Origin of the sequence: Methylobacterium sp. WL9 (genome assembly GCF_008040035.1) — a bacterium.
In the GTDB taxonomy this organism is placed as follows: domain Bacteria; phylum Pseudomonadota; class Alphaproteobacteria; order Rhizobiales; family Beijerinckiaceae; genus Methylobacterium; species Methylobacterium thuringiense.
The window spans coordinates 21976-36407 of the sequence record NZ_VRVE01000039.1 but is presented as its reverse complement, the minus strand read 5'-3'; the positions used below and the strand labels follow the sequence as shown (position 1 = coordinate 36407).

13 protein-coding genes are annotated in these 14432 nt (G+C 66.4%); 10 read left to right on the top strand and 3 right to left on the bottom strand.

Annotation, left to right across the window (positions count from 1 at the left end):
* Positions 1–66: 66 nt before the first annotated feature.
* Entirely contained in the window at positions 67–1131 is a 1065-nt protein-coding gene (locus FV217_RS12915; protein WP_147817589.1) for a glycosyltransferase family 1 protein, read from the bottom strand.
* Positions 1128–1952 carry a UDP-2,3-diacylglucosamine diphosphatase gene (locus FV217_RS12910; protein ID WP_147817588.1) on the bottom strand — a complete coding sequence of 275 codons (825 nt, stop codon included), beginning with the start codon at positions 1950–1952 and terminating at the stop codon, positions 1128–1130. Before FV217_RS12910 ends, FV217_RS12915 begins: the two co-directional genes overlap by 4 nt.
* Positions 1953–2591: 639 nt before the next feature.
* Between FV217_RS12910 and FV217_RS12905 the strand changes: the two genes are divergently transcribed.
* The 10 genes from FV217_RS12905 to FV217_RS12860 all read left to right on the top strand — a co-directional run bounded on the left by FV217_RS12905 (position 2592) and on the right by FV217_RS12860 (position 13589).
* Positions 2592–3800: an aminotransferase class V-fold PLP-dependent enzyme gene (locus FV217_RS12905; protein WP_147817587.1), complete on the top strand. Its 1209-nt coding sequence runs from the start codon at positions 2592–2594 to the stop codon at positions 3798–3800.
* A gap of 108 nt (positions 3801–3908) precedes the next feature.
* On the top strand, positions 3909–4853 hold the full coding sequence (locus FV217_RS12900; RefSeq protein ID WP_147817586.1) for a D-2-hydroxyacid dehydrogenase: 945 nt from the start codon (positions 3909–3911) through the stop codon (positions 4851–4853).
* Positions 4854–5072: 219 nt separating this feature from the next.
* A complete protein-coding gene (locus FV217_RS12895) occupies positions 5073–5939 on the top strand; it encodes an NADP-dependent methylenetetrahydromethanopterin/methylenetetrahydrofolate dehydrogenase (RefSeq protein WP_147817585.1) in 867 nt (288 codons plus the stop codon).
* 3 nt (positions 5940–5942) lie between these two features.
* Complete coding sequence (fchA, locus tag FV217_RS12890) at positions 5943–6569, top strand: methenyltetrahydrofolate cyclohydrolase (protein WP_147817584.1); 627 nt, start codon at positions 5943–5945, stop codon at positions 6567–6569.
* A gap of 164 nt (positions 6570–6733) precedes the next feature.
* Complete coding sequence (locus FV217_RS12885; protein ID WP_147817583.1) at positions 6734–7906, top strand: malate--CoA ligase subunit beta; 1173 nt, start codon at positions 6734–6736, stop codon at positions 7904–7906.
* A gap of 24 nt (positions 7907–7930) precedes the next feature.
* Positions 7931–8827 carry a succinate--CoA ligase subunit alpha gene (sucD, locus tag FV217_RS12880; protein ID WP_147817582.1) on the top strand — a complete coding sequence of 299 codons (897 nt, stop codon included), beginning with the start codon at positions 7931–7933 and terminating at the stop codon, positions 8825–8827.
* A gap of 182 nt (positions 8828–9009) precedes the next feature.
* On the top strand, positions 9010–11772 hold the full coding sequence (locus FV217_RS12875) for a phosphoenolpyruvate carboxylase (RefSeq protein WP_147817581.1): 2763 nt from the start codon (positions 9010–9012) through the stop codon (positions 11770–11772).
* 23 nt (positions 11773–11795) lie between these two features.
* On the top strand, positions 11796–12770 hold the full coding sequence (locus tag FV217_RS12870; RefSeq protein ID WP_147817580.1) for a CoA ester lyase: 975 nt from the start codon (positions 11796–11798) through the stop codon (positions 12768–12770).
* A 112-nt stretch (positions 12771–12882) separates the two neighbouring features.
* The gene (locus tag FV217_RS12865) at positions 12883–13317 is read left to right on the top strand and encodes a heme-binding protein (protein ID WP_147817579.1); all 435 of its coding nucleotides are present in this window, start codon (positions 12883–12885) and stop codon (positions 13315–13317) included.
* A gap of 89 nt (positions 13318–13406) precedes the next feature.
* Positions 13407–13589, top strand: coding sequence for a hypothetical protein (locus FV217_RS12860; protein ID WP_147817578.1), 183 nt, complete (start codon positions 13407–13409; stop codon positions 13587–13589).
* Positions 13590–13700: 111 nt separating this feature from the next.
* On the opposite strand, the gene FV217_RS12855 is transcribed toward FV217_RS12860, so the two are convergent.
* Entirely contained in the window at positions 13701–14123 is a 423-nt protein-coding gene (locus FV217_RS12855) for a hypothetical protein (RefSeq protein WP_147817577.1), read from the bottom strand.
* Positions 14124–14432: the final 309 nt, after the last annotated feature.

Below are 14432 nucleotides of genomic sequence, written 5' to 3'. Positions count from 1 at the left end.
GAAGGGGCGCTTGGGGCCGGGGACGCGAGGGCGCATGCCGGCTTCTCGCATCCCGTGCGGCAGGCGTCACCCGAGTTCGACGAGCCTCGTGGTCTGCTTCACGGCCTTTCCCGCACGTATCGGACCGATGGCATGGGCGATCTCGATATTCGCGTAGAACTGGCGCGCGCTCTCGGCCCAGGTGTGGCGAAGTGCTTCCGTGCGGCAGCGATCGCGCGGGATCGAGAGGGCGGCGAGGGCGGCTTTGCGCAGGTCGGCATCGATCACGCCGGCGCCGGTTCCCGAGATCACGTCGAGGGGGCCTGTCACCGGAAAGGCCGCCACCGGCAGGCCGCAGGCGAGCGCCTCCAACAGCACGATGCCGAAGGTGTCGGTGAGGCTCGGAAACACGAAGACGTCGGCGGCGGCGTAGATCTTTGCCAGCGTCTCGCCGGTCTGCGTGCCGAGGAAGCGGGCCTCAGGATAGAGGCCCTGCAGGCGCGCCCGGTCCGGCCCGTCGCCGACGACGACCTTGGTGCCCGGCAGGTCGAGACCGAGGAAGGCCGCCACGTTCTTCTCGACAGCCAACCGCCCGACGAACAAAAAAATCGGGCCGGGTATGCCGGCGAGCGCGTCACTCGTCTGCGGGCGAAACAGCTCGGTATCGACGCCGCGGGTCCAGGTCATCAAATTCGAGAAGCCGCGGCCTGCGAGTTCGCGCTCGAGCGAAGGCGTACTCACCATGGTGCCGCTCGCCGCAGCGTGGAAGCGGCGCAGCCAGGCGTAGCTCCAGGATTCCGGCACCGGCGCACGGGCGGCGAGGTATTCGGGAAAGCGCGTGTGGTAGCTCGTGGTGAAAGGGCGTCCCCGTGACAGGCAGGCCCGCCGCGCGGCATGGCCGATCGGCCCCTCGGTGGCGATGTGGACATGGGTCGGCGCGTGGCCGTCGAAGGCCTGCATCACGCCGGAGCGCGTCACCAGCGAGAGCCGGATCTCGGAATAGCCCGGCAGGGGAAGCGATCGAAAATCCTGCGGCGTCAGAAAGATCGGCTCGACGCCCTGCGCCTCGCCGGCCCGCGCCATCTGCTCCAGGGAACGCACCACGCCGTTGACCTGCGGGTGCCACGCATCGGTGGCGATCAGCAGTTTCACGCGACAGCCCGCGATGGGGACTCGGCATAGCCGACCATCTCGGTCTCGGCGGCGGCGCGGGCACGCAGCAGACTTGGGTAATGCAGCACCTCCATGCGGCCGTCGTAGTGCTCGACCACTGCCGTACAGGACTCTACCCAGTCGCCGGTGTTGATGTAGGCGAGCCCGTCGATGTCCCGGTTGGCGGCGTGATGGATGTGCCCGCAGACGACCCCGTCGGCGCCCTGCCGGCGGGCCTCGTCGGCCAGGAATTCCTCGAACTTGCCGATGAAGTTGACGGCGTTCTTCACCTTCAGCTTCGCCCACGCCGAAAGCGACCAGTAGGACAGGCCGAGCCGGCGGCGCACGAGATTGAGCAGGGTGTTGACGGTGAGCGCGGCTGTGTAGGCGCCGTCGCCGAGATGGGCGAGCCACTTCGAGTGGCGCACCACCATGTCGAACTGGTCGCCGTGGATGATGAGGTAGCGCTTGCCGTCGGCGGCGACGTGGATGCGGCTCTCGGCGATCTCGATGCCGCCGAAGGTGGTGCCGATATAGTCGCGCAGGAACTCGTCGTGGTTGCCCGGCACGTAGACGACATGCGCGCCCTTGCGGACCTTGCGCAGAATCTTCTGCACCACGTCGTTGTGGGCCTGCGGCCAGTACCAGCCGGACTTGAGCTGCCAGCCGTCGACGATGTCGCCGACGAGGTAGATCGTGTCCGCATCGACGTCGCGCAGGAAGTCGAGCAGCAGAGAGGCCTGGCAGCCCTTGGTGCCGAGATGCGTATCGGACAGAAAGAGCGTCCGCACGCGGATCGTGGTCTCCGGATCCTCTGCCAACCGCGCCTCCGGCTTGTCCACACAGGGAAAGCCAAACCGAATTCCCGTCTCAGTTTGATGACGCCGGCCCCGTCGCGGGATCGCGCGGACCGCCGACGAAGCCGAGCCGACGGGGAAATTCTTTTTGCCATCCGCTTGAGTTTTTTGAGTTTTCCTTTCCCGGTGAAGGCGGGCATCTTGCGCGGCAGTGAGGTCCGAGGCGGTATGTCCAACGAGATACCGCTTTGCGCCGCGGAAGCGGCTGGATCCCCAGGACAACGGAGTGGAAGCGTTCGACGGCTCGCGCGGCACCCTTGAAGACGGGGGCCGGCTGGGGCATCGAGGGCAGTGGGAATTCGGAGGCGACCGGCGTAACGAGCGCGCCGTGACGCGAACGGCAGATGCCGGATCGCCGCTCCGCAGATCCCGGCGTTTCCGATAGGTCTGACGGACGTCACCAGAGCACGCGGTCTCCGTGGGCGCGCGGGAACGACGCACGTGCCGGGGCGTTCGGGTGAACGAACGTCGCCCCGCGACCGGGACTCAGCGGCCGTTGTCCTGCGGGATCGCATACGCGGTGGGCGTGTCCCGCCAACACGATTTGACGACAGGACCGGGCTCGCTCCCGGTCGCTAGAAACTGGATTTGGAGGATACACTCATGGCGGCAACGAGACGGCCTGGTCGCAACCACCTCTTCGTTCCGGGCCCGACGAACATCCCGGATCGCGTGCAGCGTGCCATGCTGGTGCCCTCCGAGGATCACCGCTCGGTCGAGTTCCCGGAGCTGACGAAGCCGCTGTTCGAGGACACCAAGAAGGTGTTCGGTTCGACCGACGGCACGATCTTCCTGTTCCCGGCCTCCGGCACGGGCATATGGGAATCAGCGCTCACCAACACCCTCGCCCGCGGCGACAAGGTCTTGGCGTCCCGGTTCGGCCAGTTCAGCCACCTCTGGATCGACATGGCCAAGCGCCTCGGTCTCGATGTCGTGGTGCAGGAAGAGGCCTGGGGCACCGGCGCCGATCCGGCCAAGATCGAGCAGGCCCTGCGCGACGACAAGAACCATGACATCAAGGCCGTCATGGTCGTCCACAACGAGACCGCCACCGGCGTCACCTCGGACGTGGGTGCCGTCCGCAAGGCGATCGATGCGGCCGGCCACCCGGCGCTGCTCTTCGTCGACGGCGTGTCCTCGATCGGCTCGCTGCCGTTCAACGCGACCGAGTGGAAGGTCGACTGCGCCATCGCCGGCTCCCAGAAGGGCCTGATGCTCCCCGCCGGCCTCGGCGTGATCTGCGTCAGCCCCAAGACGATCAAGATTGCCGAAGGCTCTGCCGGCAGCAACGACCGTCTCGCCCGCGTCTACTTCGACTGGGAAGACCACAAGAAGCAGAACCACCTCGGCTACTTCCCCTACACCCCGTCGCTGCCGCTGCTCTACGGCCTGCGCGAGGCGCTGGCCTGCCTGTTCGAGGAAGGTCTCGAGAACGTCTATCACCGCCACCACGTGCTCGGTGAGGCGACCCGTCAGGCCGTCGCAGCCTGGGGCCTCAAGACCTGCGCCAAGGAGCCCAAGTGGAACTCCGACACCGTCACCGCGATCGTGGTGCCGGAGGGTGTCGACGCCGCCAAGATCATCAAGCACGCCTTCGTCCGCTACAACCTCGCGCTCGGCGCGGGTCTGTCGGAAGTCGCCGGCAAGGTGTTCCGCATCGGCCACGTCGGTGATCTGAACGAGCTTTCGCTCCTCGGTGCCATCGCCGGTGCCGAAATGTCGATGATCGACAACGGCATCAACGTGACCCCGGGTTCGGGCGTCGCCGCCGCATCGAGCTACCTGCGCGAGAACCCGCTCTCGAAGTCCTAAGACCTCGGTCCGGGGCCTGCCCTGCCGGCCCCGGATCACTCCCCTGAACGAAACCACCAAAAAAGCCCGGGCGGACGCCACCGCCGAGGACGAGAACAGGGATCAGCGATGACCAAGAAAGTCGTCTTCCTCGACCGCGAGTCTCTCGACGCCAAGGTGCGCGCGTTCGGCTTCCCGCACGACTACAAGGAATACGACTCGACCTGGACGCCGGTGGAGATCGTCGAGCGCCTCCAGGGCGCCGAAATCGCGCTGATCAACAAGGTGCCGATGCGTGCCGATGTCCTGAAGCAGCTTCCCGACCTGAAGCTCATCGCCGTTGCCGCTACCGGAACCGACGTCGTCGACAAGAAGCAGGCGAAAGAGCAGGGCATCACGGTCGTCAACATCCGCAACTACGCCTTCAACACCGTGCCCGAGCACGTGATCGGGCTGATGTTCGCGCTGCGCCGCGCCATCGTCCCCTATGCCAACTCGGTGCGCCGGGGCGATTGGGCCAAGTCGAGCCAGTTCTGCTACTTCGACTACCCGATCCACGACATCGCCGGCTCTACGCTCGGCATCGTCGGCTACGGCGCGCTCGGCAAATCGATTGGCAAGCTCGCCGAGGCACTCGGCATGAAGGTCATCGCCTACGACGTGTTCGAACAGCCGGGCCTCGTCGATTTCGACACGATCCTGCGCGAGAGCGACGTCATCACCCTGCACGTACCGCTGACGCCCGACACCAAGGGCCTAATCGGCGCCGAGCAGTTCAAGAAAATGAAGAAGCATGCGCTCCTCATTAACACGGCCCGCGGCGGGCTCGTCGACGAGGAGGCCCTGGTCGAGGCGCTGAAGAGCGGGACGATCGGCGGCGCCGGCTTCGACGTGGTCGCACAGGAACCGCCGAAAAACGGCAACATCCTGTGCGAACAGGACCTGCCGAACCTGATCGTCACCCCGCACGTCGCCTGGGCCAGCAAGGAGGCGATGCAGATCCTCGCCGACCAGCTCGTCGACAACGTCGAGGCCTACGTCGCGGGTAAACCGCAGAACGTGGTCGAGGCGTAGGGCAAAGCTCTCGCCGGTCGTCATTCCGGGGCCGCGAAGCGGAACCCGGAACCCACGATTGGGCGCGACGACCTGAACCTCTACCATCCGCATCGCGGATGGTTTCCGGGTTCTCGCCTCCGGCGAGCACCGGAATGACAAGTTTGAAGATACGCGGCCGCAGAGCCGCATGATGGAAACGCTCCGCGCCTTGCGCGGGCACCGACCCTCAGAGGAACGATGACCAAGAAGCTGCTTTTCCAATTCGACACGGATGCCGCGCCGAGCGTGTTCGATGTCGTCGTCGGCTATGACGGCGGCGCCGACCACATCACCGGCTACGCCAACGTCACGCCCGAGAACGTCGGCGCCTTCGTTGACGGCACGATCTACACGCGCGGCGGCAAGGAGAAGCAGTCGACGGCGATCTTCGTCGGCGGCGGCGACATGGCGGCCGGCGAGCGCGTGTTCGAAGCGGTGAAGAAGCGCTTCTTCGGCCCGTTCCGCGTATCTTCGATGCTCGATTCCAACGGCTCGAACACCACGGCCGCGGCCGGCGTGGCCCTCGTCGTCAAGGCGGCCGGTGGCTCGGTGAAGGGCAAGAAGGCGGTCGTGCTGGCCGGCACCGGCCCGGTCGGCATGCGCTCGGCGGCGCTGCTTGCCGGCGAGGGTGCCGAGGTCGTGTTGTGCGGGCGCAAGCTCGACAAGGCCCAGGCCGCAGCCGATTCCGTCAATAAGCGCTTCAAGGTCAACGTCACGGCGGCCGAGACGCCGGACGACGCCTCGCGTTCCGAGATCGTCAAGGGCGCGCACCTCGTATTCGCCGCCGGCGCCATCGGCCTCGAACTGGTTCCGACCGCGGCCTGGCAGAACGAGAGCTCGATCGAGATCGTCGCCGACTACAACGCGCAGCCCCCGCTCGGCATCGGCGGCATCGAGGCCACCGACAAGGGCAAGGATTACGGCGGCAAGCTCGCCTTCGGGGCGCTCGGCATCGGCGGCCTGAAGCTCAAGCTGCACCGCGCCTGCATCGGCAAATTGTTCGAGTCGAGCGACAAGGTGTTCGACGCCGAGGAGATCTACGCCCTCGCGAAAGAGATGGCCTGAGCCATGGCGCAGAACGAGACGATCGCGAACTTCCTCGACGGGCTGGCGAGCTCGGCCCCGACCCCCGGCGGAGGCGGCGCCGCCGCCATCTCCGGCGCCATGGGCGCAGCCCTCGTGTCGATGGTGTGCAACCTCACCATCGGCAAGAAGAAGTACGTCGAGGTCGAGGCCGAGCTGAAGGACGTCCTCGCCAAGTCCGAGGCCCTGCGCGCGACGCTCACCGGCATGATCGCCGACGACGTCGAGGCGTTCGATGCCGTGATGGCGGCCTACGGCTTGCCGAAGGGCACCGACGCGGAGAAGGCGGCGCGGGCAGAGAAGATCCAGTCGGCGCTCAAGGTGGCGACCGACGTACCGCTCGCCTGCTGCCGCACCTGCCGCGAGGTGATCGATCTTGCCGAGATCGTCGCCGACAAAGGCAACCTCAACGTGATTTCGGATGCGGGCGTCGCCGTTCTCTCGGCGTTTGCCGGTCTCCGTAGCGCGGCGCTCAACGTCTATGTCAACGCCAAGGGCCTGGACGATCGTACTTTCGCCGAGGCGCGCCTCAAGGAGCTCGAAGGCCTGCTGGGCGAAGCGTCTGCTTTGAACGAGCGCGTCTACGAGATCGTCAAGAACAAGGTCAATTGAGCCGGCTGATTCAGCCGACTCTCTTTTCAAGAAATTCTCTAAACAACTGCCGGACAGGCAAAATTAAACTCATAATCAAGAAAATGTTTAGGCGCAGGCAGCTTCACGTGAACTGAATTTTACGCGAGGATGCTTCGCAAAAGGAAACGCGAAGGAGGTCTTCGATGGACGTTCACGAGTATCAGGCCAAGGAGCTTCTCGCGAGCTTCGGTGTGGCCGTCGCCAAGGGTGCCGTCGCCTTCAGCCCCGATCAGGCCGTCTACGCCGCGACCGAGCTCGGCGGTTCTTTCTGGGCCGTGAAGGCGCAGATTCATGCCGGCGCCCGCGGCAAGGCCGGCGGGATCAAGCTGTGCCGGACCTACAACGAGGTTCGCGACGCCGCCAAGAACATGCTCGGCAAGCGCCTCGTGACGGCCCAGACCGGTCCCGAGGGCAAGCCGGTCCAGCGCGTCTACATCGAAACCGCCGACCCGTTCGATCGCGAGATCTATCTCGGCTACGTTCTCGACCGTAAGGCCGAGCGCGTCCGCGTCATCGCCTCCAAGCACGGCGGCATGGATATCGAAGAGATCGCCGAGAAGGACCCCGAGGCCCTGATCCAGGTCGTCGTCGAGCCGGCCGTCGGCCTGCAGCAGTTCCAGGCCCGCGAGATCGCATTCCAGCTCGGCCTGAACATCAAGCAGGTCTCGGCCGCGGTGAAGACGATCATGAACGCCTACCGCGCGTTCCGCGATTGCGACGGCACCATGCTCGAGATCAACCCGCTCGTCGTCACCAAGGACGACCGTGTGCTGGCGCTCGATGCCAAGATGTCCTTCGACGACAACGCGCTGTTCCGCCGCCGCAACATCGCCGACATGCACGATCCCTCGCAGGGCGATCCGCGCGAGGCGCAGGCCGCCGAGCACGCGCTCAACTACATCGGCCTCGACGGCGAGATCGGCTGCATCGTCAACGGTGCGGGTCTGGCCATGGCAACCATGGATATGATCAAGCATGCGGGCGGCTCGCCGGCGAACTTCTTGGATGTCGGCGGCGGTGCCAGCCCCGAGCGCGTCGCGACCGCCTTCCGCCTCGTCCTGTCCGACGACAACGTGAAGGTGATCCTGGTGAACATCTTCGCCGGCATCAACCGCTGCGACTGGATCGCCGAGGGTGTGGTGCAGGCGGCCAAGGAGGTGAAGCTCGCGGTTCCGCTCGTGGTGCGTCTCGCCGGCACGAACGTCGAGGCCGGCAAGAAGATCCTCGCCGATTCGGGGCTCGACCTCATCACCGCCGACAGCCTGTCCGAGGCTGCCCAGAAGGCGGTCGAAGCCAGCAGACACGCCAAGCACTAAGCCCGCGAAAGGGAGGATTACGCCATGAGCATTCTCATCGACGAGAAGACCCCGATCATCGTCCAGGGCATCACGGGCGACAAGGGTACGTTCCACGCCAAGGAAATGATCGAGTACGGCGCCAACGTCGTCGGCGGCGTCACGCCCGGCAAGGGCGGCAAGACCCATGTCGGCGTGCCGGTGTTCAACACCGTCAAGGACGCGGTCCGCGAGACCGGCGCCACCACCTCCATCACCTTCGTCGCGCCGCCCTTCGCCATGGACGCGATCATGGAGGCGGCCGATGCCGGCCTGAAGCTCGTCTGCTCGATCACCGACGGCATCCCCGCCCAGGACATGATGCGGGTGAAGCGCTACCTGATGCGCTACCCCAAGGATCGCCGCACCATGGTGGTCGGCCCGAACTGCGCCGGCATCATCTCGCCCGGCAAGTCGATGCTCGGCATCATGCCCGGCAGCATCTACAAGCAGGGCAATGTCGGCGTGATCTCGCGCTCGGGCACCCTCGGCTACGAGGCCGCGGCGCAGATGAAGGCGCTCGGCATCGGCATCTCGACCTCGGTCGGCATCGGCGGCGACCCGATCAACGGCTCGTCCTTCCTCGACCACCTCGCCCTGTTCGAGGAGGATCCGGAGACGGAAGCCGTGCTGATCATCGGCGAGATCGGCGGCCCGCAGGAGGCCGAGGCCTCGGCCTGGATCAAGGACAATTTCTCCAAGCCCGTCGTCGGCTTCGTCGCTGGCCTCACAGCCCCGAAAGGCCGCCGCATGGGCCATGCGGGCGCGATCATCTCCGCCTCGGGCGACAGCGCTGCCGAGAAGGCCGAGATCATGAAGTCCTACGGCCTCACCGTCGCGCCGGATCCGGGCTCGTTCGGCACGACCGTCGCTCAGGTGCTCGGCCAGCGTAAGGCGGCCTGAAAAATCTCCAAACCTCCCCCCTCTGCGGGGGAGGGTGCCTCGCAGATGCGAGGCGGGAGAGGGGAGCACCCTCTCCAGAACCGGCGCTCCCCTCTCCCGACCCGCTTCGCGGGCCACCCTCTTCCGCAGAGGGGGAGAGGGTTTGGCGTCGCGACACCCACCAATTCCAAGGTGACCCTCCGATGACCGTCACCCTTCACCCGTCACCGACGCCGAGCACCGGCGACACCTTCGCGCCGCCCGTGATCACGGGCACGTCGGCGAAGGATGCGCTCGACATCCTGTTCCACGCGCTGGTCGACGTCGCCCGGCGTCACGATCCGGAACTGGAAGAGGTGCTGCACGGCCGCGCCGACATCTCGACCTTCACGCCGGAGATGCTCGCCCGCGCGCTCCAGGTACAGGGCATCTGGTTCCAGCTGCTCTCGATCGCCGAGCAGAACGCCGCCATGCGCCGCCGCCGCCATATCGAGCGCGACGAGGGACGTTCTGCGCTGGGCGGCTCCTTCGCGAAGGTGCTGGCGGAGGCCTCCGCCAACGGCATCGACGGGCCGCAGATCCATGCGCTGCTGAAGGACCTGCGCATCCGCCCGACCATCACCGCGCATCCCACCGAGGGCAAGCGCGTCACGGTGCTGGAAAAGCTGCGCCGGATCTATCTCGTGCTGCGCGAGCTAGAGATCCCGCGCTGGACCGAGCGCGAGCGCAACGGCCTGATGAACGAGTTGCGCGACCAGATCGAGCTGATCTGGATGACGGGCGAGCTGCATCTGGAAAAAGCCACCGTCGAGCGGGAGGTCGCCTGGGGCCTGCACTTCTTCGACGAGTCGCTGTTCGAAATGCTGCCCGAGGTTTTATATTCGCTCGAAGAAAGCCTGGCGCAGTACTATCCGGACGAGACCTTCGAGGTTCCGGCCTTCTTCCAGTTCGGCTCCTGGATCGGTGGCGACCGTGACGGCAACCCCTACGTCACGTCCTCGGTCACCCGCGAGACGCTGCAGAAGAACGCACTGGCGAGCCTGCGGCGCTACCGCGACCGCATCACCCATCTCGGCCGCGTGCTCTCGATCACCGAACGCTCGCTGCCGGTGCCAGAGAAATTCCAGAAGGAACTGACGCAGGCGCTCTCCGAGAGCGGCGACGGCCGGGCCGTCGCCAGCCGCAATCCCGGCGAGCCCTACCGGCAGTTCCTGACCTGCATCCTGCGTAAGCTCGAAGCCACCATCCAGCGCAACAAGGGCTCGCGCCCGACCGGCGCCGATTATCCGAGCGCCGACGGGCTGATCAACGACCTGCGGGTGCTTGAGCAGGGGCTCGCCGACGCGAAGTGCCTGTCGCTCGCCACCGACATGGTGCGTCCGGTACGTCGCATGGTCGAGATTTTTCGCTTTTCGACCGTCAGGCTCGATCTGCGCGAGAACACCACGCGCACCACCAAGACGCTGCAGGCGCTCTGGAAGCAGAGGATCGGCGACCGCAAGCCGATGCCGAAGGAGGATACGCCCGAGTGGCGTGAGTGGCTGCTGACCGAGCTCGGCCGGCCGCGCAACCCCGAGGCCACCTTCGACGACCTGCCCGACGAGGCCAGGGAGACGCTCGAAACCTTCGCCCTCGTCGGCGAGATGCGCGAGCAGCTCGACCGCGAGGCCTTCGGCAGTTTCATCCTGTCGATGACGCGCTCGACCAACGACGTGCTCGGCGCCTACCTGCTGGCCAAGGAAGCCGGCATCTTCCTCGACGCCGCCGGCACCGAGATCTGCCCGCTGCCGATCGTGCCGCTGTTCGAGACGATCGACGACCTGCGCGCCGCGCCGACCATTATGAAGGAGCTCTTGAACGTCCCCGTCGTGCGTCGCTCCACGCGCTGGCAGGGCGGCGTGCAGGAGGTGATGATCGGCTATTCGGACTCGAACAAGGATGGCGGCTTCATCGCCTCGAACTGGGAGCTGTCGAAGGCCCAGAGCCGGCTGACCGATCTCGGCAAGCAGGCCGGCGTGCCGATCGCCTTCTTCCATGGCCGCGGCGGCTCGGTGAGCCGCGGCGGCGTGCCGACGCGACGCGGAATCCTGGCGCAACCGCCGGGCTCGATCAACGGGCGCTTCCGCACCACCGAGCAGGGCGAGGTGGTCTCGTTCAAATACGCGAACCGCGGCACCGCGGCCTACCAGATGGAGCTGCTCGCCTCCTCGGTGTTGGAGCATGCGCTTCAATCCGAGCGCGAGACCAAGGGCCAGCCCCGCAACGAGTTCGACGACGCGCTGGAAGCGCTCTCCGGCGCCTCGCGGGCAGCGTATGTGAACCTGCTCCAGCACGATGGGCTGGTCGATTACTTCCAGGCCGCGAGCCCCCTCGACGAGATCGCGCTGCTCAACATCGGCTCGCGCCCGGCCCGGCGCTTCGGCGCAAAGTCGCTCGACGACCTGCGCGCGATTCCCTGGGTCTTCGCCTGGGCCCAGAATCGGCACGCCATCACCGGCTGGTATGGCGTCGGCTCGGGGCTGCAGAGCTTCATCGAGGTGCGCGGCGAGAGCGGCGAGCGGCTGCTCAAGCGGCTGTTCCAGGAATCGCGGGTCTTCCGCCTCGTCCTCGACGAGGTGGAGAAGACGCTGCTCATGGTCGACCTCGACATCGCCCGCGACTATGCCGGGCTCGTCGCAGACGAGAAAATCCGCCACGACGTCTTCTCGATGATCGAGGCGGAATACGAGCTGACCAAGCGCATGGTGCTGCGCGTCAGCGGCGACACCGAACTCGCCGAGCGCTTCCCGCTGTTCCGCGACCGCCTCAACGGGCGACTGCCGACCATCAACCAGGTCAGCCGCGAACAGGTCGAGCTGCTGCGTCGTTATCGCAGCGAGGAGGACGAGGACCGGCGCGAGGCTGTGAAGTCCGCGCTGCTTCTCTCGATCAACTGCATCGCCGTCGGCTTCGGAGCCACCGGCTAAATCTTCAAACGGAGGAAACGAGAATGAGCTTCACCCTGATCCCGACGCCGACGGCGCGACTGCATCGCTCCGAGCTGGCCGTTCCCGGCTCGAACCCGACCTTCATGGAGAAGTCGGCCTCGTCGAACGCCGACGTGATCTTCCTCGATCTCGAGGACGCGGTCGCTCCGGACGACAAGGAGAAGGCCCGCACCAACATCATCGCCGCCCTCAACGATATCGATTGGGGCAACAAGACCATGATGATCCGCATCAACGGTCTCGACACCCACTACATGTACCGCGACGTCGTCGACATCGTGGAGGCCTGTCCGCGCCTCGACATGATCCTGATCCCCAAGGTTGGCGTTGCTGCCGACGTCTACGCCATCGACGTGCTGACCACCCAGATCGAGCAGGCGAAGAAGCGCGAGAAGAAGATCGGCTTCGAGGTGCTGATCGAGACCGCGCTCGGCATGGCCAACGTCGAGGCGATCGCCCAGTCCTCGCCGCGCCTCGAAGCGATGTCGTTCGGTGTCGCCGACTACGCCGCCTCGACCCGCGCCCGCGCCCAGGTGATCGGCGGCGTGAACCCGGACTTCAGCGTGCTCACCGACAAGGACGAGGCCGGCAAGCGCGAGACGCATTGGCAGGACCCGTGGCTGTTCGCCCAGCAGCGCATGCTGGTCGCCTGCCGCGCCTACGGCCTGCGCCCGATCGATGGTCCCTTCGGCGATTTCTCCGACCAGGACGGCTACATCTCCGCTGCCCGGCGCTGCGCGTCGGCAGGCTACGAGGGCAAGTGGGCCATCCACCCCTCGCAGATCGATCTCGCCAACGAGGTGTTCACTCCCTCCGAGGCCGAGGTCACCAAGGCGCGTCGCATCCTCGAGGCGATGAAGGAAGCCGCCAAGGCCGGCCGCGGCGCCGTCTCGCTGGACGGCCGCCTCATCGACATCGCCTCGATCCGCATGGCCGAGGCGCTGATTTCGAAGGCGGACGCGATGTCCGGCAAGTGATCGATTCGGGCTTTCCGGCCTGATCGCGAAGCCGCTCCGGATCGACCGGGGCGGCTTTTTCGTTTTCTTCACCGGGGCCGGTCGGTCCCAGAGCCAGCAGGAGTCACCAGCCATGCACGTCACCATCGAACACGCCGAAAAGGCCATCGAAGCCGCGCGCCGGAAGGCGGTCGAACTCGGCACGCAGATGTGCATCGCCGTCGTCGATTCCGGCGGTAACCTGAAGGCCTTCTACCGGATGGACGGCGCCTGGGTCGGCTCCATCGACATCGCGCAGAAGAAGGCCAAGACCGCCGTGTTCTTCGGCATGAAAACCGGTGCCATCGGCGGCCTCTCTCAGCCTGGCGGCCCGCTCTACGGCATCGAGCACTCGAATGACGGGCTGATCACCTTCCCCGGTGGCATTCCGATCGTCGACACGGACGGCGAGATGTCCGGCGCCATCGGCGTCAGCGGCTCGTCGGTGGAGAACGACGATGCGGTGGCGCTGGCCGGAGCCCAGGCCATCGGCAACACCGAGCTGCCAGAGCATCCCTGGCGGACCTGAACCGCGTCGGGCGCACCCGAAAGAACCACCGGTTAAGCATGAGGCCGTATCACCGACCTCATGGTTTCCAGTGAGGACAAGGAGCGCCGATGACCAGGGAGCAACTCGCCGCCGAGCTGAAGCGCATGGCCTCCTCGCAGGTCAGCGACATCACACGTGCGGTGAAGGACGGCCACAAGACCATCGCCCTCAACGAGCTGGCCGACCTCGACCGCCAGCTCAAGGCGCTGGCGACTGCACTCAAGTCAAAGCCGGCCGCCCTGCGGGCGTGACGTCGTTGCGACGACGGCTCTGGAAGCCGGCACCGCAGACTGAGCCAGACACGAAGACGGGCGCGTCCTTGCCGGATGCGCCCGTTTCTCGTTCAGATGGAGCGGAGACCGCTACCAGCGCGGCGGGCCGTCCCAGCCGCCATACGGTACGTCGGCCGGCGGCAGCGGATGGGGCCGGTAGAAGCTCGGCCTGAAGCGCGCTCCGGGCCGTTCGTCGCAGATGCGCACGCGCCGTTCCACCTCCTCGCCGAAGGCGTCGATACGGTGCTTGACGATGGTCCGGCACTCTTCGTCGGGCGGCGGCGGAGCGAAATGGGGGCCGGCAACGAAGCGCGGTCCGTAGGCGACGGGCCGGCGCGGGGGAGGCGGCAACTCCTCTTCGATGCGCTCGTCCCGGTAGACCCGGTGCGGAACCGGCTCGATGCCGGGATACGGCGGATCGGCAAAATCGGCGGCGAGCGCGGGGACGGCCGCGAGCACCGCCAGGGTGCCGAGGCCGAGACCGGCAAGCCGTCTCACGACAGGGTGCGACATGGTCGAAATTCCTGAACAGCCACGAGCGGTCGCAAGACGCGCCGTCGTTGCAAGCAGGATCATCGCGCGGCCGAGCTGAACGAATCCGTGCGCCCGCACACGGAAACCGTTCAGCTGGACCCAGCCGCTCATCGGAGCCGTAGCGATGCGCCCGGTGGTCGAGAACGCTCCCGTCGATCTCCGCGAAGCCGAGCGCCGCACGCTGCGCCGCGACTGGCTATTCTCGCAAGGCCATGTGCGCTGCGGTCTCACCTGGGAAACTTGACGAAGCCTCTGGCGCGACCGTGCGTCGTCGTTGATCAGGGAAAC

Coding starts and splice junctions, on each gene's coding strand:
- FV217_RS12905 (WP_147817587.1), top strand. CDS start 2,592: ATGGCGGCAACGAGACGGCCTGGTCGCAACCACCTCTTCGTTCCGGGC.
- FV217_RS12900 (WP_147817586.1), top strand. CDS start 3,909: ATGACCAAGAAAGTCGTCTTCCTCGACCGCGAGTCTCTCGACGCCAAG.
- FV217_RS12895 (WP_147817585.1), top strand. CDS start 5,073: ATGACCAAGAAGCTGCTTTTCCAATTCGACACGGATGCCGCGCCGAGC.
- fchA (WP_147817584.1), top strand. CDS start 5,943: ATGGCGCAGAACGAGACGATCGCGAACTTCCTCGACGGGCTGGCGAGC.
- FV217_RS12885 (WP_147817583.1), top strand. CDS start 6,734: ATGGACGTTCACGAGTATCAGGCCAAGGAGCTTCTCGCGAGCTTCGGT.
- sucD (WP_147817582.1), top strand. CDS start 7,931: ATGAGCATTCTCATCGACGAGAAGACCCCGATCATCGTCCAGGGCATC.
- FV217_RS12875 (WP_147817581.1), top strand. CDS start 9,010: ATGACCGTCACCCTTCACCCGTCACCGACGCCGAGCACCGGCGACACC.
- FV217_RS12870 (WP_147817580.1), top strand. CDS start 11,796: ATGAGCTTCACCCTGATCCCGACGCCGACGGCGCGACTGCATCGCTCC.
- FV217_RS12865 (WP_147817579.1), top strand. CDS start 12,883: ATGCACGTCACCATCGAACACGCCGAAAAGGCCATCGAAGCCGCGCGC.
- FV217_RS12860 (WP_147817578.1), top strand. CDS start 13,407: ATGACCAGGGAGCAACTCGCCGCCGAGCTGAAGCGCATGGCCTCCTCG.
- FV217_RS12855 (WP_147817577.1), bottom strand. CDS start 14,123: ATGTCGCACCCTGTCGTGAGACGGCTTGCCGGTCTCGGCCTCGGCACC.